This is a genomic window from Streptacidiphilus rugosus AM-16 (assembly GCF_000744655.1).
In the GTDB taxonomy this organism is placed as follows: Bacteria; Actinomycetota; Actinomycetes; order Streptomycetales; family Streptomycetaceae; genus Streptacidiphilus; species Streptacidiphilus rugosus.
In genome coordinates this window covers 1597249-1616900 of sequence record NZ_JQMJ01000004.1, presented here as the reverse complement: position 1 = coordinate 1616900, position 19652 = coordinate 1597249, and the positions used below count along the sequence as shown (strand labels likewise).

The 19652-nt window shown below is 74.0% G+C and carries 16 protein-coding genes; 6 read left to right on the top strand and 10 right to left on the bottom strand.

What is annotated here, in order from left to right:
- Positions 1-292: 292 nt before the first annotated feature.
- Both BS83_RS16465 and BS83_RS16460 read right to left on the bottom strand, forming a co-directional pair.
- Positions 293-2644 (bottom strand): ABC transporter permease, encoded by a 2352-nt coding sequence (locus BS83_RS16465; RefSeq protein WP_051943141.1) that lies wholly within the window; start codon positions 2642-2644, stop codon positions 293-295.
- A 132-nt stretch (positions 2645-2776) separates the two neighbouring features.
- Complete coding sequence (locus BS83_RS16460; protein ID WP_408641010.1) at positions 2777-3370, bottom strand: ABC transporter ATP-binding protein; 594 nt, start codon at positions 3368-3370, stop codon at positions 2777-2779.
- Between the two features lie 323 nt (positions 3371-3693).
- On the opposite strand from BS83_RS16460, the gene BS83_RS16455 reads away from it, so the two are divergent.
- Together BS83_RS16455 and BS83_RS16450 are read left to right on the top strand one after the other, a co-directional pair.
- Positions 3694-5301 carry a sensor histidine kinase gene (locus BS83_RS16455; RefSeq protein ID WP_084713575.1) on the top strand — a complete coding sequence of 536 codons (1608 nt, stop codon included), beginning with the start codon at positions 3694-3696 and terminating at the stop codon, positions 5299-5301.
- On the top strand, positions 5253-5897 hold the full coding sequence (locus BS83_RS16450) for a response regulator transcription factor (RefSeq protein ID WP_037604548.1): 645 nt from the start codon (positions 5253-5255) through the stop codon (positions 5895-5897). Before BS83_RS16455 ends, BS83_RS16450 begins: the two co-directional genes overlap by 49 nt.
- Before the next feature lie 28 nt (positions 5898-5925).
- Here the strand turns inward: BS83_RS16450 and helR are convergent, their stop codons facing one another.
- The 4 genes from helR to BS83_RS16430 all read right to left on the bottom strand — a co-directional run bounded on the left by helR (position 5926) and on the right by BS83_RS16430 (position 12487).
- Positions 5926-8109, bottom strand: a complete 2184-nt coding sequence (gene helR, locus BS83_RS16445; protein ID WP_037604547.1) for an RNA polymerase recycling motor ATPase HelR — start codon at positions 8107-8109, stop codon at positions 5926-5928.
- Between the two features lie 329 nt (positions 8110-8438).
- Positions 8439-11252, bottom strand: coding sequence for an AfsR/SARP family transcriptional regulator (locus BS83_RS16440; RefSeq protein ID WP_037604546.1), 2814 nt, complete (start codon positions 11250-11252; stop codon positions 8439-8441).
- A gap of 226 nt (positions 11253-11478) precedes the next feature.
- On the bottom strand, positions 11479-11904 hold the full coding sequence (locus BS83_RS16435) for an OsmC family protein (RefSeq protein ID WP_037604545.1): 426 nt from the start codon (positions 11902-11904) through the stop codon (positions 11479-11481).
- 37 nt (positions 11905-11941) lie between these two features.
- Entirely contained in the window at positions 11942-12487 is a 546-nt protein-coding gene (locus tag BS83_RS16430; RefSeq protein WP_037604544.1) for a gamma carbonic anhydrase family protein, read from the bottom strand.
- A gap of 101 nt (positions 12488-12588) precedes the next feature.
- On the opposite strand from BS83_RS16430, the gene BS83_RS16425 reads away from it, so the two are divergent.
- The 3 genes from BS83_RS16425 to BS83_RS16415 all read left to right on the top strand — a co-directional run bounded on the left by BS83_RS16425 (position 12589) and on the right by BS83_RS16415 (position 14339).
- Positions 12589-13026, top strand: coding sequence for a VOC family protein (locus tag BS83_RS16425; protein WP_037604543.1), 438 nt, complete (start codon positions 12589-12591; stop codon positions 13024-13026).
- Between the two features lie 18 nt (positions 13027-13044).
- Positions 13045-13509, top strand: a complete 465-nt coding sequence (locus BS83_RS16420) for an SRPBCC family protein (RefSeq protein WP_084713573.1) — start codon at positions 13045-13047, stop codon at positions 13507-13509.
- A 110-nt stretch (positions 13510-13619) separates the two neighbouring features.
- The gene (locus BS83_RS16415) at positions 13620-14339 is read left to right on the top strand and encodes a GntR family transcriptional regulator (protein WP_037604542.1); all 720 of its coding nucleotides are present in this window, start codon (positions 13620-13622) and stop codon (positions 14337-14339) included.
- A 399-nt stretch (positions 14340-14738) separates the two neighbouring features.
- Here BS83_RS16415 and BS83_RS16410 read toward each other — a convergent pair whose 3' ends face one another.
- The 4 genes from BS83_RS16410 to BS83_RS16395 all read right to left on the bottom strand — a co-directional run bounded on the left by BS83_RS16410 (position 14739) and on the right by BS83_RS16395 (position 18643).
- A complete protein-coding gene (locus BS83_RS16410) occupies positions 14739-15281 on the bottom strand; it encodes a GNAT family N-acetyltransferase (RefSeq protein WP_037604541.1) in 543 nt (180 codons plus the stop codon).
- Positions 15282-15306: 25 nt separating this feature from the next.
- Positions 15307-16467, bottom strand: coding sequence for an ROK family protein (locus BS83_RS16405; RefSeq protein WP_037604540.1), 1161 nt, complete (start codon positions 16465-16467; stop codon positions 15307-15309).
- Positions 16468-16598: 131 nt separating this feature from the next.
- Positions 16599-17810, bottom strand: a complete 1212-nt coding sequence (locus tag BS83_RS16400) for a type ISP restriction/modification enzyme (protein ID WP_051943140.1) — start codon at positions 17808-17810, stop codon at positions 16599-16601.
- A gap of 59 nt (positions 17811-17869) precedes the next feature.
- Complete coding sequence (locus BS83_RS16395) at positions 17870-18643, bottom strand: class I SAM-dependent methyltransferase (protein WP_037604539.1); 774 nt, start codon at positions 18641-18643, stop codon at positions 17870-17872.
- Between the two features lie 197 nt (positions 18644-18840).
- Between BS83_RS16395 and BS83_RS16390 the strand changes: the two genes are divergently transcribed.
- Positions 18841-19284, top strand: coding sequence for a GNAT family N-acetyltransferase (locus BS83_RS16390; protein WP_408641009.1), 444 nt, complete (start codon positions 18841-18843; stop codon positions 19282-19284).
- The last annotated feature ends 368 nt before the right edge of the window (positions 19285-19652 follow it).

Sequence of the window (19652 nt, the reverse complement as noted above, 5' to 3'; positions counted from 1 at the left end):
CGTGGACCGGGGAGGGGTCGCGTCATGGAGGCGCGGTGCGTGCGGATGCCTGGAACATGACATGGCCGGAAGCCGCCTCGATCGGGGGCGGCATGACCTGATGCGGTGCCAGCAACGTAGTGCGAGGTCGCGGGGGCGGCAAGAGTCCCGGCCACAAATTCGTCATGCCCCGTTCATGCGGCGACCCGGCGGCGCGGGACCTCGCCGAGGAGGTCCCGCGCCGCCGGGCCGCGGTGGTGGGTTGTGGTGGTGGGAGGCGGAGAAGGAAGGGACGCGGCTCCGGACCGACCGGCTACTCCGTCCGCAGCGCCGTGGCCGTGCGGGTGCGCGCGGCCCAGGCGGCCGGGGGCAGAGCGCCGAGCGTGGCCAGCAGCAGGCCGCCGGCGACGAGCGGAAGCAGCACCGGCAGGTGGAAGACGGTCAGGTCGACGGAGGGCACGTCGGTGCCTGCCGCGCCGGCCATCGCCGGGAGGACGAGATGGTGCAGGGCGACGCCCAGCGGGACGCCGACCAGCCCCGCGGCCAGTCCGCTCGCGGCGACCGAGGTGAGCACCATGGCCACGGTCTGCCGCGGCGCCATCCCCAGGGCCTTCATGACGCCGAGGTCGCGGACGCGTTCCCGGGTGTCCAGCAGCACGGTGTTCAGCACGCCGAGCCCCGCGACGGTCACCAGCATCAGGGTCAGCAGGAAGGCCAGGGTGTCCATCGCCAGCACGACCAGGCCCGCGTGCGGGGCGTTCGGCACGGCCGACATCCCCTCCGGGGCCAGCGCCCGGTTGAGCGCGGCGAGGTACACCGTCTGATCGGTCCCCGGCCTGAGGTCGACGTCGAACTGCGTCATGTCGGGGACGTAGGCGGGGTCGAGCGAGGCGATCGAGGCTCGGTCGGTGAGCAGCGCGTCGTGGAGCGAGAGGATCTCGCCGACGATGCGGACGCTCGCCGTGCGCCCGGCGTGGGCGAGGGTGACCGTGTCGCCGACGTGGAGGCCGGTCCGGTTCAGGAAGCTCTTGGGCGCCACGGCCTGTCCCGCCCCGCGGAACCAGGAGCCGGACACCGTCTGGTAGCCGGCGAAGGACGAATCCCCCTGGTAGGCCACCACGTCGGCGCGTGCGGAACTGCCGGCCAGGATCAGCGAGGTCGGCGTGGCGCTGAACCAGGCCCGGGTGCCGGACTGCGCGCCGATCACCGTGGCGGCGGCGGTGAAGTCCGCCGGGGTGACCAGCTGGGGGTGGCCGGAGCCCGGTGCCGGGAACGGCAGGACCAGCACCGCTCCGGCGCTGTCCCGGCTGATCCCGTCCTGGACCTTGTTGAGGGAGATCGCCAGCCCCGCACCGAAGGTGACACCGACGGTGCCCAGCAGCACGGCCGCCACCGTCGTCAGCGACCGCCCCGGGCGGGCGAACGGAGCGGCCAGCCCGAGGGTGAGCGCGCGCGGCAACGGCAGCCTGGCCAGCCGGGCCTGTGCCGCGCGCCCCGTCTGGCTGCTGCGCGTACCGTGCCCGGTCGTCAGCGCCTCGACGGTCCGCAGCCGGCCGGCGCGCAGTGCGGGAGCGAAAGCGGCCCCGGCGACGGCGGCGAGCGTGCCGGCCGCGACGGCGACGTCGATCCACAGCGGGACGCCGGAAGTCACGCTCTGCAGCGCGCGGTTGGTGATCCCGAGCAGCGGAACCGCCAGCGCGTTGCCGAGGAGCAGGCCGAGCGCGGTGCCGACGGACGCGGGGATCAGCGCCTGCCCCAGATACGCGCGGACGACCTGTTCGGGGGAGAAGCCGACGGATTTGAGGATCCCGATCCGCCTCCGGCCCGAGGTCACCGCGCCGCTGACGACCACCCCGATGATCAGCACCGACATGCCGAGCCCCAGCGCGCCGAAGGCGACCAGGAACGGCACGAAGGTCGCCGAGGTCCGGTCAGCGGCCTGCCGCGCGTCCAGGTAGGAGGAGGTGCTGAGCAGTGCCCCGGCCGGCAGCGAGGCGGCGACGGCCGCCCGCGCGCTGTCGATCTCGGCACCGGTGTCGGCCTCGGCGAAGCGGTAGTCCAGCTGCAGGTCCGGCGTGACGCCCGGCGCGGTCAGCTTCCGCAGCTCCTCGGAGGAGACCCAGCCGTCGGCGCTGCGGGTCATCGATGCGGCGAGGCCCACCACGGTCAGGGTGGGACGGCCGGGCAGCGTCGGGAAGGTCATGGTGTCGCCGACCGCCAGCGGCGAGTTGCCGTCGGGCAGCACGATCTGCCCGGGGCCGGTGAGCCAGTGACCGAGGGTGACCCGCAGGTCGTCCAGCGGCCCGTCGACCGGCCTGGCCACCAGCGTGGTCGGCGGCAGCTGGTCGCCGACCGGCATGAACGCGTCCTTGCCGACGGCGGGGTGGAGCGTCAGCTCCGGGTAGGGACCTGCCGTCGCGGTGACCCCGGGCAGGTGGGCGGTGGCCGCGAGCGCGGCGTCGGCCTTCGCGCCCTCGACGCCGACCGTGAGATGCGCGCCGCGCTGCGCGGCGAAGGCCCGGTCGAACGGAGCCTGCGAGGCCACCAGCAGGCCGCCCGCCAGCAGGCAGGCCGTGACGGCCGTCATCGTGGTCAGCACCATCACCAGCGTCTGCACGCGCTTGCGGCCCACGCCCGACCTGACCACCTTGCCCAGCGCACTCATCGCTCGTCCTTTCGCGTTTCGCTTCGGTTCCGCTCCGACGGGGTCTCCCCGGTCGAGGGCCGCGGGAGGGTGGCCGCTTCGCGCGTCTCCCGCCGCGCGGCCCCCAGGCTGCGCCGCACCTCGGCCGCGCGCTCATCGCGCCACCGCCAGGGGCGCGTTGCGGACGTCGCTGTGCAGGCGGCCGTCGACGAGTTCGATGGTGCGGGTCGCGCAGGCCGCGGCCAGCGCCGTGTCGTGGGTGACCAGCAGGACGGTCTGGCCCTCGGCGTTGAGCGAGGTGAGCAGCGCGCGGACGTCGGCCGCGGACGTGCTGTCCAGGGCGCCGGTCGGCTCGTCCGCCAGCAGCAGCGGCGGACGGTTCATCAGTGCGCGGGCCACGGCCACGCGTTGGCGCTCGCCGCCGGAGGGCAGGCCGGGGTAGGTGCGCGCGTGCCGGGCGACGCCCAGTCGGTCCAGCAGCCCGGTGGCCTGAGTCCGCGCCTTCTCCCGTCCCATGCCCGCGAGTTGGGCGGGCAGCAGCACGTTGTCCAGCACATTGAGGTCGTCCAGCAGGTTGAAGAACTGGAAGACCATGCCGATCCGCTCCCGGCGGAAGCCGGCCAGCGCCGTCTCGCTCAGCGCGTGCACGGCGACGCCGCCCACCTGCACGCTGCCCCTGGACGGCCGGTCCAGTCCCGCGACCAGGTTCAGCAGCGTCGACTTGCCGCTGCCGGAACGCCCCAGCACGGCCAGGCACTCGCCCGCCTCGACCTCCAGGGAGGTCCGCCAGCGCCGGCCGCGCGGCTTCGGACAGGTCGTACGACTTGCTCACTTCGCTGAGCCGGATGATCGGCGCGGTCACGGTTCCTCCGTTGGGGCACGATGGCGGTGCTGACGGGGAACGACGCTACGAAGCCGGGAACCCCCGCCGACATGGGTCTGGGTGGCCTCAGCGGGGTGTATCCAGGTACACCCCGGACCGGGTGTCCACGCCCAGCGCGCCGCCCGGACCCTGCTGGGCAGACTGGGCGCGTCGATCCAGATCCACCGACCGTCCAGGAGGCCGACCGATGAGCTCTGTGCCGGGCCCGGAGCCGTTGCACGCACAGCCGCAGCGCCCGCCGCGCGAGGAGCGACTGCGCCGCACCCTGCTCGCCCCGTTCCGTGCGGTGTACCTGGCCGCGCTGGCGATCGGCGGCGGCACGGCGCTGCTCGCCGGTCCGGTGCTCGTGGTGGCGGCCCTGCTCGGCGCCGGGGACGGCGCGTTGGGCGGCGGGGGCGCGCACGACCACCTCTACCTGGGGCTGATCGTCGCCGTCGTGCCCGGTGTCGTGTGGGTCGCGGGCTGGGCCACCGGCGGGGGCGGACGCGCGGCGGGGGCCGCGCTGCTGCTGCCGGGAGTGCTGACCGTCGCCGCCCTGATCCTGTCCGGTGGACCGTATGCGGGCGGCGGCCACGGCAACGGCGCGGGAACCGGGCACGCCACCGGCGGGCTCGCGGTGCCGCCCCTGGCCCCGCGCCCGCCGTCGGTCCGGGATCTGGCGCCGGGCGGTCACGGCGCGGCCTGGGCGGCCGTCCTGCTGTTCCCGCTCGGGCTGCTGGCCGCCCGCTGGGTGGCCGCGGAGAACCGCCGACTGCTGGAGCGCTGGACCGGGACACCGGTGGGCTCGCCCTACCGTCCGGCGCCGGACCAGGAGTCAGGGCCGTGGGGCGCCCGGCTGAGCCGGGCGGTCCTCGCCCGGCTGACCGACCCGGCGACCTGGCGGGACACGGCCTGGACCCTGCTCGCCGGCGTGCTGGTGACGGCGGCGCTGACGCTGCTGCTGGCGGCGCCCTGGCTGCTGAACCAGCTCGGGCCCGGCAACGGCTTCTCCCACCTAGGTCCGCTCTACCTGCTGGCCTTCTGGCTCTCCCCGCTGCTGCTGCTCTGGGGTTCCCCGGTGGTGCTGACCCTGCACGCCCGCGGCGCGCGGGCCCTGCTCGGGCCGACCAGGGAGCGGCAACTGGCCGACCGCGTCGAGCACCTGGCGCTGACCCGCGCCGACACCATCGACCACGGTGCCGCGGAGCTGCGCCGGATCGAACGGGACCTGCACGACGGCGCGCAGGCGCGTCTGGTGGCCCTCGGCATGGCGCTCAACGCCGCCGAGCAGCTCTTCGACGCCGATCCGGCGGCGGCCAGGGCGCTGGTGGTCGAGGCGAAGCAGTCCTCGGCCAAGGCCCTGGGCGAGCTGCGCGACCTGGTCCGCGGCATCCATCCGCCGGTGCTGGCCGACCGCGGCCTCGCGGACGCGGTCCGGGCGCTGGTCCTGGACCTGCCGCTGCAGGTCGAGGTGAGCGGCGGCCTGGACGCACGGCCGCCCGCGGCGGTGGAGTCGGCGGCCTTCTTCGCGGTGAGCGAACTGCTGGCCAACACGGTCAAGCACGCCGAGGCGGGGCGGGTGTGGATCGAGATCGGCCATACTGGCGACATGCTGCGGATCGGCGTCACCGACGACGGCCGGGGCGGGGCCGACCCCGCCGGCGGCACCGGCCTGGCGGGCATCGAGCGGCGGCTGGCCGCCTTCGACGGCGTCCTCGCGGTCAGCAGCCCGCCGGGCGGACCCACCATCGCGAACCTGGAGATCCCTTGCGCGTCGCCATCGCCGAAGACCTCTTCCTCCTCAGGGACGGCCTGACCCGGCTGCTCGAGGCCCACGGCATGGAGGTGACCGCGGCGGTCGAGAGCGGCGACGAACTGCTGGAGGCGCTGCGCAAGGACCGGCCGGACGTCGCCGTCGTCGACGTCCGGCTGCCGCCGACCTTCACCGACGAGGGCCTCAGGGCCGCCCTGGCGGCCCGTCAGGAGCTGCCAGGTCTCCCGGTGCTGGTGCTCTCCCAGTACGTGGAGCAGCTCTACGCAAGGGAGTTGCTGGCCGACGGCAGCGGTGGCATCGGCTACCTGCTCAAGGACCGCGTCCTGGACGGCACCCAGTTCGTCGACGCGGTCCGGCGCGTGGCGGCGGGCGGGACGGCGATGGACCCTGAGGTCATCGGCCGCCTGCTCACCCACAACTCCGCCGCCGGACCGGTCGCCGCGCTGACCCCCCGGGAGCGCGAGGTGCTGGCGTTGATGGCCGAGGGCCGCTCCAACGCGGCGATCGCCCAGCAGATGGTGATCACCGAGCGGGCCGTGGCGAAGCACACCGCGTCCATCTTCGTCCGCCTGGACCTGCAGCCCTCGGACGACGACAACCGCAGGGTGCTCGCCGTGCTCGCCTACCTCAACGGCTGATCCGCCGCCGGTCCGCCGAAGGGGCCGGTCAGCCGGTGAGCACGACGAGCTGTCGCGTCGCGCGGGTCATCGCGACATAGCGGTCGACGGCCCCCGCGACGCCGGTGCCGAAGGCCTCCGGAGCGACCAGCACGACCAGGTCGAACTCCAGCCCCTTCGACAGCTCCGGGGTCAGTGAGCGCACCCGGTCCCGCTCCGTGAACCCCGGATCGCCGATGACGCAGGCCACGCCCTCGGCGTTCGCGGCCAGCCAGGCGTCCAGGACCGCGTCGCGTTCGGCGCGCGAGCCGTGGTGGACGGGAACGCCGCTGCTGCGGATCGAGATCGGCACGTTGGCGTCCGGCAGCGCGGCCCTGACGACCGGCTCGGCCTCGGCCATGACCTCCTGCGGGGTGCGGTAGTTGACCGTCAGCGAGGCCACCTCGATCCGGTCGAGACCGACCCGTTCGAGCCGATCCTGCCAGGACTCGGCGAAGCCGTGCCTGGCCTGGGCGCGGTCGCCCACGATGGTGAGACTGCGCGACGGGCAGCGCTGCAGCAGCATCTGCCACTCCGCGTCGGTGAGTTCCTGCGCCTCGTCCACCACGACGTGCGCGAACGGACCGGCCAGCCGGTCCGGGTCGGTGGCGGGCAGGGCGGAGCCGTCGACCAGGGTGTCCTGGAGGTCGCGTCCGCGCAGCATCGTCACCGCGCCCTCGCCGTCCTCGTCCGCCTCCAGGATGTCGCCGATCACGTCGGCCATCCGCGCGCGTTCGGCGGCGACCGCCGCGTCGTGGCGACGCCTGCGCAGGGCCGCCTTCGGGTCGCCGAGCCGCCGCCGCGCCGCGTCGAGCAGCGGCAGGTCGGAGCTGGTCCAGGCCTGGGCGTCGGCGCGCTGGAGCCGGCGGATCTCCTCGCGGTCCAGCCAGGGGGCGCACAGGCGCAGGTAGGCGGGGACCGTCCAGAGGTCGCCGACCACGTCGGCCGCTTCGAGCAGCGGCCAGGCGCGGTTCAGCGTCGCGGTCAGCTCCTCGTCCTGGCGCAGCGAACGCCGGAACAGCTCGGGGGAGACGGGACGGTCCTCGCGGTCCGGGTCGTCCGGATCGTCCTCGTCGAGGCCCATCCGGTCCATGAGGATCGTGACCAGCTCCTCCCAGATCTGCTCGCGCGCCTCGTTGTGCGGGGTGCCGGGGTCAGGGGCACTGAACGCGTCGGCCCAGTCCTGGGCGCTCAGCCGCAGGTCGGCCCAGTGCGTGGAGACGGTCATCCCCTCGGTCGGCGGCTCCTCGTAGATCCCGACGGCCTTCTCGATCGCCTGCACCATCCGCGCCGACGACTTGAGGCGGGCGACCTCCGGGTCCGGCTCCACCCCCGCGCCGGCGCCCTCGGCGACGAGGTCCCGCAGGGTGCAGGTCTGTACCCCCTCCTCGCCGAGGCTGGGGAGCACGTCGGCGACGTAGGCGAGGTACGGCTGGTGCGGCCCGACGAACAGCACGCCGCCGCGCCGGTGACCCAGGCGCGGGTCGGCGTAGAGCAGGTAGGCGGACCGGTGCAGCGCGACCACGGTCTTTCCGGTCCCCGGACCGCCGTCGACCACGAGCGCACCGCGCGATCCGGCGCGGATCACGGCGTCCTGGTCCGACTGGATGGTGGCGAGCACGTCCCGCATCCGCGCCGAACGGGTGCTGCCCAGACTGGCGATGAAGGCGGACTGGTCGTCCAGGGCGGCCCGTCCCTCCAGCCCGTCGGCGGTGAACACCTCGTCCCAGTAGTCGCTGATCCGTCCCCTGGTCCACCGGTAGCGGCGGCGGCTGGCCAGGCCCATGGGGTTGGCGTGCGTCGCCGCGAAGAACGGCTCGGCCGCGGGCGAACGCCAGTCCAGCAGCAGCCGGCGTCCGTCGCTGTCCGTCAGCCCGAGCCGCCCGATGTGGACGGGCCGGCCGTCCTCGGCGCCGACGAAGTGGCCCAGGCAGAGGTCGAGCCCGAAGCGCCGCAGGGCGCGCAGCCGCGCGGTCAGTCGGTGGATCTCGACGTCCCTGTCCATCGCCTCCCGGCCCTTGCCCCCTGGCGCGCGCCGCTCGGCGTCGAGCCGGCCCTCCAGTTCGGCGATCGCCTGCGCGAGGCTCTCCTCGATCGCTGCGAAGTGCGCCTCGTCCGCGGCGATGAGGGCCGGGTCGGCCTTCGGGGCGAGGTGGTCGGGCAGTTCGAAGGCGCTCGTGGCCGCGTGCGTCATGCATCTCCCCATACCGCAGTTCCGGGTCTGAGCTGCGATTTTGCGGCATGGACGGGGCCTTGCGGCAAGCCCGGGGGTGCGATATAGCTTAGAAGTGGCAAGGGATGGGTTTTCTCCCCTGCCGCTTTTCATTTGGGCGCGCGCGGTGGCCGCCCGGTCGGTGGTGGGGCGACCCTGGCAGCGTTCGGTGGGTGGGTCGTGCCGACCGCGTGATGCGCGAAGACGCGCCCTGGCCGGGCGGGGCGGGTATGTCGAGCGACTGGGCCCGGGCGCGTACCCGGCCCCGCGGCGAGGATCAGCCCGGTGCCCGCGGCGCGGGCGGGGGCGCGTCAGAGGGTGGTGGCCAGGCGGGTTCTGATCTCTGCGGCGTGCGGGTGGCCGACCGCGTCGAGGACGGCGCAGGCGTCCTGCCAGTGACGGCGGGCCAGGGAGTGGTGCCCGCGGGCGGCGTGGACCTGGCCCAGCACGTCCAGGGCGAACCCCTCGTCGGCCTGGTTGCCGGTGACCCGGTTCGTCTCGACGCCGCGTGCGGCGTAGTCGGCAGCCTCGTCCAACCGACCGAGGCGGAACAGGGCTCCCGCCATGTTCGCGACCTCCCTGCCGACCGAGTAGTCGTTGGAGGTGTCCTGATGGATGGCCAGGGCCCGTTCGTGGTGCCGGAGGGCGGTGCGGTCGTCCCCGTGCCGCTGGTGCGCGAAGGCGAGGTTGGTCAGCACGGCGCCGACCGCGTGGGTCAGTCCCATCTCCTCGAAGATGACCAGCGCCCGGTCCAGCAGCGCGATGGCTTCCGCCGGGCGGCCCATCTCGGTGTAGACGTAGCCGAGATTGATCAGACAGGATCCCTGCCCGCGCAGGTCCCCGCTCTCGACGCGGATCTCCAGCGCGCGGGCGAGGCAGTCGACCGCGTCGGTCAGCCGCCCCACTCCCTGGTAGGCGCTGGAGAGGCTGTTCAGCACCCAGGCCGTGGCCTCGCGGTCGCCCAGTCGCTCGGCGCTGACCAAGGCGTTCTCGTTGCACTCGACGCCGTCGTCCTGCCAGCTGCGCAGGCTGAACAGGTCCCACAGGACGATCGGCAGCTTCCAGCCGATCTCGTGCAGGCCGCCCTGCGTGGCCTGGGAGACGGCGGTGACCAGGTTCGGCCGCTCCGCCTCCAGCCAGCCGAGGGCCTGCTCGGAGTCGTCGAAGTCCAGCGGCTCCCACCCGGACGCGGGCGCGTCGAGCGTCACGTGACGGCGCACCGGGTTGAGACTGCGGGACGCGGCCGCGCTGCGGTGCAGGTACCAGCGGAGCAGTCGGTGCAGCGCGGCGTCCCGTTCCGCCGACGTCTCGTCCGCCTGCGCGCACTCGGCCGCGAAGAGGCGCAGCAGGTCGTGGAACCGGTAGCGGTCCCGCTCCGGGGACTGCAGCAGGTGGATGCCGAGGAGGGCGTCCAGGATCCGTCTCGCCTCGCCCACCGGCACGCCGAGCAGCGCGGCCGCTGCCGGGGTGGTGATGGACGGGGCCGCGTCGACGCTCAGCAGGCGGAAGGCCCGCGCCTGGTCGTCCGGCAGATCGTGGTAGCTGACCGCGAAGGTCGCGCGGATCGCCCGGTCCTCGACGGCGAGTTCGTCCAGCCGCAGCCGGGCGTCGGCCAGGCGCCTGGCCAGCTCGCCGACGGTCCCGCCGGGTCGGGTGCCGAGGCGGCCCGCGGCGATCCTGACGGCGAGCGGGAGGCCGGAGCAGATCCGCAGCACCTCGCGGGTGGCGTCGGGCTCGGCCGCCACGACGTCCGCGCCCACGATGTGGGTGAACAGCTCCCGCGCCTCGTCGGGGCCGAGGAAGTCGAGAGTGAGCCGGAACGCGCCGTCCAGCCCCGGCAGGGAGCTGCGGCTGGTGATCAGCACGGCGCAGGTGGCGGTGCCGGGCAGCAACGGGCGCACCTGTGCGGCGTCCCTGACGTTGTCGAGCAGCACCAGGACCCGCCGGGTGGCCAGCGTGGTCCGGTACAGCGCGCCCCGTTCCTCCAGGTCGCCCGGCACCTGTTCCGGCGGTACGCCCAGACCGCGCAGGAACCGCGCGAGCACCTCGCCGGGTTCGGCGGGCCGCCCGCCGGCCCCGTGCAGGTCGGCATGGAGCTGACCGTCGGGGAACATGGCCGCCACCCGGTGCGCGACATGGACCGCGAGCGAGGTCTTGCCGATGCCTCCGGCGCCGTCGATCGCCGAGAGCACCAGCGGCCCCCTGGCCCAGATCCCGGTGACCTTCGCCAGCTGGACCTCCAGCTGTTCGGCGGCGTGGGACCGCCCGGTGAAGTCGGGCAGGCCGGCGGGAAGCTGGGCGGGACGGGCGTGCGGGCCCACGCCCTGCGTCGGCCGGGGGCCCGGAGCCGACGCGGTCGGCTGTCCCCGCTCGGGCAGGTGCGGACCTCCGGCGAGCAACGCCTGGTGCAGTTCGCACAGTTCGGCGCCGGGTTCGATCCCCAGTTCCTCCGCGAAGATGCGACGGGCGCTCTGGAAGGCCTCCAGGGCCTCGGCGCGCCGGCCGCAGCCGTGCAGCGCGAGCATGAGCTGGGCGCGCAGTTGTTCGTCGAAGGGGTGCCCGTTCACGAGGGCCGCGATCTCGTCCACCAACTCGGCGTGGTCGCCGAGGCGCAGCCTGGCCTCCACCAGCTGGCGCTGGGCGCGGAGCCGGAGACCGCCCAGCGTGTCCACGGTCCGGTCCAGCGCGGTACCCGGTCCCACGTCGGCGAGCGGATCCCCGCGCCAGCAGGCGAGCGCCCGGCCGAGCAGGTCACGGGCGGTCGACCAGTCCTGCGTGGCCAGGGCGGCGGAGCCGCGGTGCAGCAACTGCTCGAAGCGGTGCAGGTCCAGCTCGCCCGGCCGTACCTGCAGCCGGTACCCGGGCCGGATGCTGGTGAGCCGCGCCCCCACCTCGGGGCCGAGACACTTGCGCAGCCGCACCACCATGACCTGCAGCGCCTCGCGGGGGCGGCGTGGGACCTGCTTCTCCTCCCAGACGCTGGAGACCAGGACGTCGACCGACACCACGGTGTCGGCATGGACGAGCAGCGCCGCCAGCAGGTTGCGCAGCCGTCCCTGCGGAACCGGGCAGGCCGCCCCCGCGTCGTCGCCGGCCCGCACGGTCCCGAGCAGCCCGAAGTCCATGTCCCCCCGTCCCTGTCCCCGTCCCCTTGCACCGCGTCCGTGCATGTAGGCGCGATGTAGGCGAAGTGTAGGCGGTCCGGGGAAAGCTGGTTCCGCGCTGATCACGCGAGGCGCGGCCGCGGCCTGCGGGCAGCCCACCGGGGAGGCTGTCGGCGGGCCGCGGCGGCCGACGTTCGGGCGACGACGTTCCGCGGACCCCGGACCAGCGACCCGGGGTGGGCGGAGCTCAGTCCTCGACCGTCGAGGTCACCGGGGTGCCGATCTCGACCGTGCGGCTGACGGTGCACAGGCGGTCGTGCGAGGTCTTCACGGCGCGCGGCAGGATCGCGCGGGCGCGGTCCCCGGCCTCGCCCTCGGGGAAGCTGACCGTGAAGGTGACCGCCAGGTTGGTCATCCGCTGGCCGAGCTCGTCGCTGATCTTGTCGCCGGTCACGGTCACGGTGAAGCCGGTCGGCTCCTCGTGGCGGCTCGTCGCGATGTCGGCGTCGACCGCCGTGCAGCCGCCGATCGCGGCCAGCAGCAGCTCGACGGGAGTGAAGTCGGCGTCGCCGGTGGAGCCGAAGGTGAGCTCGCCGCCGCGGACGTTCGTCGCGGTGTAGCGGCCCGCGGCGGTGCGGTCGATCCGGACGGAGCGCAGAGTGTCGTCGGTCATGGGACGACACTATGCGATCGTCCGTGACCGATCGGGGCTAGCGACCGACCTCGCGGTGCTGCGCCGCCAGGGCGACGTACCACTCGGCGTTCAGCTTGATGTGCGCGTGCTCCTCGTCCGTGAGCGGGCGGCGGACCTTGGCCGGGACGCCCGCGACCAGGGAGCCCGGCGGGACCTGGGTGCCCTGGGTGACCAGCGCGCCCGCCGCGACGAGCGAGCCGGCGCCGATCACGGCGCCGTTCAGCACCGTCGCGCCCATGCCGATCAGGCAGTCGTCCTCGACCGTGCAGCCGTGCAGCACCGCGTTGTGGCCGACCGAGACGCGCTCGCCGACGGTGACGGGGAAGCCGAAGTCGGCGTGCGCGGAACAGTTGTCCTGCACGTTGCTGTCGGCGCCGAAGGTGATCGTCTCGCAGTCGCCGCGCAGCACCGCGCCGTACCAGACGCTCGCACCGGGGGCGAGAGTCACGGCGCCCAGCACCGTGGCGTTGACGGCGACGAAGGCCTCGTCGCTGACGTCCGGGGTGCGGCCGGCGACGGCGGCGATCAGCGGGGTGCGGGGCTGGGCGTTCGGCTCGGTCATCGGTGGTGGCTCCTTGCAGCTGGTCGGATCCGTCGTGCCGGAAGAGATCCTGCCTGATGTCGCGCGGGCGATCTGTCGGACCCCCGGCATAGCCTGACGGTATGAGCCTTCCTGCCCGGATCAGCATCGTGACGCTCGGCGTCAGTGACCTGAAGCGCAGCACCGAGTTCTACCAGGCCCTCGGCTGGCAGCTCGCCAAGGCCTCCATGCCCGACACCATCGTCTGGTTCCGCACGGCCGACTCCGTGCTCGGCCTCTTCCCGACCGGCGAGCTGGCCGCGGACGCGGGCGTGCCCGACGACGGCGAGCCGACCTTCCGCGGGGTCACCCTCGCGGTCAACCTCGGCAGCCGCGCCGAGGTCGACGCGGCGATGGCTGCGGCCCTCGCCGTGGGCGCCGACCTGGTCAAGGCGCCGACCGTCGCGGAGTGGGGCGGGTACAGCGGCTACTTCGCCGACCCCGACGGCCACCTCTGGGAGCTCTGCCACAACCCGGGCTTCGAGCTGACCGAGGAAGGCCGCCTCGACCTGCCCGTCTGACGGACCGACACTTGCGGCATGGCAGCCGCGATGCACCGCTACCGATTCCTCTCCGTCTGGGAGCTCCCTGCCCCGCCGCACCTGGTCTACCGGGTGCTGGCCGACCCGCGCGCCTACCCGGTGTGGTGGCCGCAGATCCTCGAAGTGCGACAGCTGACGGACACCAGCGGGCGGATGCGATTCCGCTCGCTGCTTCCGTACGAGCTGAGCGTGACCGCGCACGAGTCGCGGCAGGACCCGGCGGCCGGCGTGCTGGAGGCGCGTCTCACCGGCGACCTCCAGGGCCTCACCCGCTGGACCGTGACCAGCAGGGACGACGGCGCGAGCGTGGCCGTCTTCCATGAGGACGTCGAGGTCAACAAGCCGCTGATGCGCGCTTTCGCCGTGCCGGGAAGACCGGCATTCCGGGCGAATCATGCCTGGATGATGCGGCATGGACACGCCGGACTCCGCCACTATCTGGGCCTTTGCCATTGGTCTTGACCAATGGTCGTGGTGCCCCTATGGTCGGGCTTACTGCAAAGTCCTTTAATAAATAAGGGCTCATAATCGCGGCCCCGCCAGCTGGCAGGGTGCACACAGTGGAGGCCAGGGTGGGGACCACAGCGACCGAGGCGGCTCCGGAGCCGAAGTACTGGCACCTGCGCACGGTGCTGGTCCGGACGATCGACGAGGAGTTCTCCACCGGCGAGGTGCTGCCCAACGAGCGTGACCTGGCCGCCCGCTTCGGCGTCGCCCGCGCGACCCTGCGCCAGGCCCTGGACCAGCTCGAACTGGAGGGCCGCCTGGTCCGCCGCCGCGGCATCGGCACGCTGATCGCCGCGCCGCGCATGGGCATCCCCGTCGTCGAGGCCTCCGGCCGCGACACCTGGCGGATCGTCGACTGCGGCCAGGCCTTCGCCTCCGCGACGGTCGCCGACGCGCTCGGCATCGAGACCGGCGCGGAGGTCCACAGCGTCCGCAGGGTGCGGATGATGGCCGGTCAGGCCGTGGGCACGGAGACGCTGTTCGTCCCGGTCGCGGTCATGCCGCACGTCCCCGGCTTCCTGGCCGAGTCGAGCCGGGCCCGCGCGATCCTGAAGCAGTTCCAGATGCTGCCGGTCGAGGGCGAGTCCCGCGCGGTCGAGCTCGGCGTGGCCGAGGAGGAGCAGGCCCGCCTCCTGGAGCGCCCCCCGGGCATCCCGGTCCTCGTCCTCACCGCCCGCTACCTCGGCGAAGAGGGCCCCCTGGCCGTCGCGGTCTCCACCTACCGCGCCGACACCTGCAAGCTCACCTTCGGCGAATCAGGCGTCGAGGTCCGCGCCGCCTCCTGACCCCCCAAGGGTCAGCCCCGCCGCCCGCCTGCGGCGGGCCTGGCCTCTCATGTGGCCCCGCGAGGCCCCAGCCGGCATGTCGGCCCCGGGTTCGCGCCTGCGGCGCACCGGACGACGACGCCGCGACCTTCGCTCGCGCGGGCCGGACGAGCCGAGTCCGCCGCCCTGGCCCGGCCGTGCGTGGGCGGAGCCGCGGCTCTGCCAACCGGCCAGGCCGGTCCGGCCGGGCGGCGCAGTGCTGCACAACGCCGCTGCCGGGAGTGCCGACGCCAGCCGCCCGCAGCGTGTCGCGGGAGATCGCGCCGTAGCGCGGCAGTGCCGCCACCGTGCCCCGGACGGGCGGCCGGACGAGCCGAGTCTGCCCGGCAGCCCGCCCGTGTGTGGACGCAGCCGACAGGCTCAGCCCTTTGCCGCGTACTCGTCGCGGGTGAGGGCGAGGACGCGGACGCGGCCGCCGTGGGAGGGGACCGTGGTTTCGCGGTCGAGGTGGAGGCCGAGTTTGGTCATCACGCGTTCCGACGCCGTGTTGTCGGGGTGGCAGATGCTGACGACGCGGTCGAGGCCGGCCTCCTCGAAGCCGAAGCGCAGCGCCGCCCGCGCGCCCTCCGTCGCGTAGCCGTGGCCCCAGTGGGCGCGGGCCAGACGCCAGCCGATCTCGACGGCGGGGAGCACCTCGGGGAGGAACGTCGGGACGGCGAAGCCGACCCAGCCGAGGAGCGTGCCGCTCTCCCGGTCCTCCGCGGCGAAGAGGCCGACGCCGCGTTCGGACCAGGAGGCACGCGTGCGCGCCAGCATCGCCGCACTGCCGGCGCGGTCGCGGACCGAGCCGTCGCCGATGTACCGCATCACCTCGGGGTCGCCGTCCATCGCCGCGAGCGCGTCCAGGTCCTCGTCCCGCCAGCCGCGCAGCAGCAGCCGCTGGGTCTTCAACTCGACTGTCACGCGCCCATCATGCGCAATCGAACGGCTACTGATCAACAGCGAACAGCTGCTGCTCCGCGTGGTCGAAGGCCAGCTTCACCGCACCGATCGCGATCGCCGCGTCGCCCAGCGCGGCGATCTGCACCTCGGGCGGACGCAGACAGAGCCGGCTGAGCTGCTCGCGCAGCGGTTCGACCACGCCGTCCAGGCCGCTGGCCCAGCCGCCGACCACGACGATCTGCGGATCGATCGCCAGCACCAGTGCCGCGACGTCGCGCACCAGCCGGGCCAGGAAGCGGTCGCGGACGTGCATCGCCGCGTGGTCGCCCTCCTGGGCCAGGCTCAGCACCCGGGCGACGGCCGCCTCGTCCAGCGGGTCCCGCAGCTTGCTGACGGAGGAGGACAGCAGCTGCGAGGGCTCGGACTCCTGCCCGAGCAGGTGCAGCGAGCCGATCTCGCCCGCCGCGCCGCCGAAACCGCGGTGCAGCCGACCGCCGATCAGCGAACCCGCCCCCGGGCTCAGCCCGGCCAGCACGAAGACGACGTCGCCCTTGCCGATCGCCGCGCCCTTCCAGTGCTCGCCGATCGCCGCCAGGTTGGCGTCGTTCTCGACCAGGACCGGGCAGCGGAACGAACGGCGCAGCTTGTTGGCCAGGTCCAGGCCGGTCCAGCCGGGCAGCGCGGTGCCGAGCTGCACGACGCCGTCCGAGTCGACCACGCCGGGGGTGCCGACGCCGACCGCCCACAGTGTGTCGCGGGAGATCCCGCCGCGGCGCAGCAGTTCCGCCACCGTGCCGCGGACCAGGGCCAGGCGCTCGTCCGCCTCGGTGGACTCGTCGATCGGCCGCCCGTACGCGCCGAGCGTGCGGCCGCGCAGGTCGGAGATGATCGCGCGGGCGCCGTGCGTGCCGATCTCGACGCCCAGCAGGTGGCCGGCCTCGGCGCGGAAGCGGAAGTGGCGGGCCGGACGGCCCCGCTGGCGCACGCTCTCGCTGTGCGGCGGACCGGCGGACGCCGGGTCGACCTCGACGACCAGGCCCGACTCGATCAGACCCTCGATGACGCCCTCGACCGTGGGCCGGGACAGGCCGGTCTCGCCGACCAGCTGGGTCAGGGTCAGCACGGCGCCGTCGCGGAGAGCACGCAGCGTCACCGCGGAGTTGATCCGCCGCAGCAGTGAGGAATCACCACCGGTGAGCTGGGGCAACGCTTGAGTCCTTCCACTGTCGATGTATGCCGGATGCTATCCGGGGCGACTCGGCAGGGGCGAGCGTCTTTGCAGCTCAATCGGGGCTTCGGTATCAAACGGCAACACTCGCGGGTGTCGCGTGCGTCCGCTCAGAGCAGCGCGTACTGGCCCTCGGGCCCTTCCTCCGACGCGCCGAACACCGACGCCGGCCGGCGCGCGGCGGGCAGGACCGGGAGCACCCCGGCGGTGTGCAGCTCCTCGCGGCCCAGCCAGGGCCCGCCGTCGGCGGCGAGGGCCTCCTGGAGCGGGCGCAGCTCGGCGAGGTGGGCGAGGGTGGAGGCGAGCTCGATCAGCTCGGTGCTGGCCCGCTGCGGCCAGGAGGTCAGCCCGAGCGCCTGCAGCGTCCCGCTGGGCGCGGTGCGGAAGGCGGTCCGTTCGGCGAACCACTCGCGCAGCGCGGGCGACCGGCCCGCGGCGGGGGAGACCGGCGCGAGCCGGCCCTCGCCGAGCAGCAGCGTCTCGGTCTCCGCGTCGTAGTCGAGCCCGTCGGGCTGCCGGTCGACGGCCTGCCGGATGAAGCTGCGGCGTCCGTCGGGCAGCCGCAGTCCGGCGCGGGCGAAGGTGTGCAGCTCGACCAGGCGATGGCCGAGGGAGACGCCCTCCTCCCAGGTCGCGACCGAGCGCGGAAGCGGGACCAGCGGGCTGCCGTCCGGACGCCGCGGCGCGTCGGGGCGGGTGGTGACGGCGGCGGCCCAGGCGAGGACGTCCTCGGCGCCGACCCGGGTCGCGAACGTGCTCGAGAGGAAGGGGAGGAGACCCGGGGTGAGATTCGGTTCCCCGCCTTCGGGCCTTCGGTGCAGCGGGTGTGCCGTGACGCGGTGGTCGACGGGCAGTTCGCCGGCGACGGTCGCGGCCGGCCCGGCTGCGTCGGCCGGGGCCGAGGCGAGGACCGGTTGCACCAGCAGGTAGCGCTGCCGCGGGCCCGCCGCGCGCCACAGTTCGGGGCGGGCCTGGTCGAGCAGGCGCTGGTCGGCCAGGAGCCAGGCCCGATCGAGGGGGCGGTGCCGGACCCTGACCAGGGGCGGTCTGGGGCCCGGCTCACGGGACAGCCGCCGGGTGCTGGCGCCGCCGGCCTGACCGGGCAGGGCGGCGACGGCGGTGTCCGGCGTGCGCGAACGTGAGGTCTCGAAGAGCTCCGCCCGCTGCGCGGGCGCGGCGGCGGCGAGCCGCCTCCACCGCTCCTCCAGCACCTCGGGATCCGCGGCCAGCACCCAGCTGCGCCCGGCCCTGATCCCGCGCACGGCCCAGGGCATCAGCTCGGCGAGCGCGGTCGGCGCAAGCTCCCCACCCGAATCGGCCACGGGGCCATCGTAGTGCCGGGGCCTCGCCGGTCACCGGAGGCCGCTCTCCTCGGGTGCCCTCAGCGGGTGGCCGTCAGCAGCAGGAAGGGCGCGGCGGTGCGCTCCCGCTCCCAGGCGCGGTCTCCGCGCAGGGCCGGGTCGGCGACGCCCTCGGTGTCGGCCAGGACCGGTGCCAGCTCCTTCACGGGGCCCTCGAAGCCGGCCTTGGCCAGCGCGGTGCGGTAGGTGTCCCGGTTCCAGTAGCGGTTCTTGATGGTGGTCCAACTGCCGTCGGTCCGCTGGACCTCGACCGGCATCAACTCGCCCGGCTCGTACCGGGCGCCGTCCTCGCCGCGCTTGAAGCCCTCGAAGACCGCGCCCGAGACCTGGTCGGGGTTGGGCACCAGGATGGTGAATCTCCCGCCGGGTCTGACCACTCTGGCGACCTCGGTGATGATCTCGCGTATCTGGTCCTCGCCGTCCACGCAGGTGAAGAGGAAACAGGCCATCGCCGAGTCCATCTCGCCGTCGGCGAGGAACGACAGGCGGCCGTCCTCGCTGAGCCGGTACTCCACGCGCTCGTGCGGGGCGTGCTCGTCGGCCAGCGCGATCATCGTGGGGGAGGTGTCCACGGCGGTGATCCGCGCGTTGCAGCGGTCCGCCAGCCACCGGGTGACCTCGCCGGGGCCGCAGCCGAGGTCGAGCAGCCGGGTGTCCGGCAGGCGGTCGAGGCCGAGGGCCAGGGGCAGGAAGGAGTAACCGAGCAGCCAGGACGCGGAGTCGTCCCAGTTGCGGTAGTCGTCCGCGATGCTCGGCTCCAAGTAGGAGATGATCTCAGTGCTTTCGGCAGTCACGCCCGTGTCTCCCTGTCGACGACGGCCCCCGTGATCTAGGAATCGGGCCGAGTGTAGTGATGCGCCTCCGCCCCGCGAAACGGATCCCTGTTGCATTCGTGCAATACAGGACCAACCGTCAAAATCCTTACGACTAAGTGAGGTTGGCGTTGTGTCTCGCAGACTGGAAATACCGGCGACGACGGGGCGGGGGCTGGTTGGGTGGGCGGATGGAACTACTTCGCACACGTCATGCCGGAGTCGACGACGTCGACGCAGTTCTCGCCTTCTGGAAGGAAGCCGCCGAGGGCACGAGCATCAGCGACGACGTCGCGGGCGTCACCCGGCTCGTCGAACGGGATCCTGAGGCCCTCATCCTGGCCGAGCACACGGGGAACGGCGGGATCGTCGGCTCCGTGATCGCGGGCTGGGACGGCTGGCGGGCCAGTCTCTACCGTCTCGCCGTCCACCCCGACCACCGCCGCCAGGGCATCTCCCGCCTCCTGCTTGACGCCGCCCACACCCGCTTCCTCGCCGCGGGCGCACGCCGCACGGACGCGATGGTCCTGGTCGACAACGAACTCGGCCAAAGCGCCTGGTCCGCCGCCGGCTACCAGCGCGAGGACCACTGGCGCCGCTGGGTCCGGCCCCTGTCCGGCTAGACGCCGTCCCGGCCCGTCGGAGGCACTGCTCGAGCGGGGACGCTCCCGGCCGCCCGCCTCCCGGCGGCCAGTCCCCGGCTCCGCCGGGACAGTGGCGGGCCAACTCGGGCATCCGGCAACACCATGGCCTGTTTCCCGCCCGCGAGACTCTGACGCCGCTGGGTTCGGCCGCTGGCCGGCTGGACGCCGCCCCCGCCCGGTCGAGGCACTGCTCTGGCGGGCTCACTCGCTCCGGGTCGCCCGCCTCCCGGCGGCCAGTCCCTGGCCCCGCCGGGACGGCGGCGGGGTAACTCGGGCCTCCGGCGCCGGCGCTGCTTCGCGGTTCGCGTCGGCGACAGCCCCGGCGCGGGGCGGATGTCAGTGGGGCG

Coding starts and splice junctions, on each gene's coding strand:
- BS83_RS16455 (WP_084713575.1), top strand. CDS start 3,694: ATGAGCTCTGTGCCGGGCCCGGAGCCGTTGCACGCACAGCCGCAGCGC.
- BS83_RS16465 (WP_051943141.1), bottom strand. CDS start 2,644: ATGAGTGCGCTGGGCAAGGTGGTCAGGTCGGGCGTGGGCCGCAAGCGC.
- BS83_RS16425 (WP_037604543.1), top strand. CDS start 12,589: ATGAGCCTTCCTGCCCGGATCAGCATCGTGACGCTCGGCGTCAGTGAC.
- BS83_RS16435 (WP_037604545.1), bottom strand. CDS start 11,904: ATGACCGACGACACTCTGCGCTCCGTCCGGATCGACCGCACCGCCGCG.
- BS83_RS16420 (WP_084713573.1), top strand. CDS start 13,045: ATGGCAGCCGCGATGCACCGCTACCGATTCCTCTCCGTCTGGGAGCTC.
- helR (WP_037604547.1), bottom strand. CDS start 8,109: ATGACGCACGCGGCCACGAGCGCCTTCGAACTGCCCGACCACCTCGCC.
- BS83_RS16440 (WP_037604546.1), bottom strand. CDS start 11,252: ATGGACTTCGGGCTGCTCGGGACCGTGCGGGCCGGCGACGACGCGGGG.
- BS83_RS16430 (WP_037604544.1), bottom strand. CDS start 12,487: ATGACCGAGCCGAACGCCCAGCCCCGCACCCCGCTGATCGCCGCCGTC.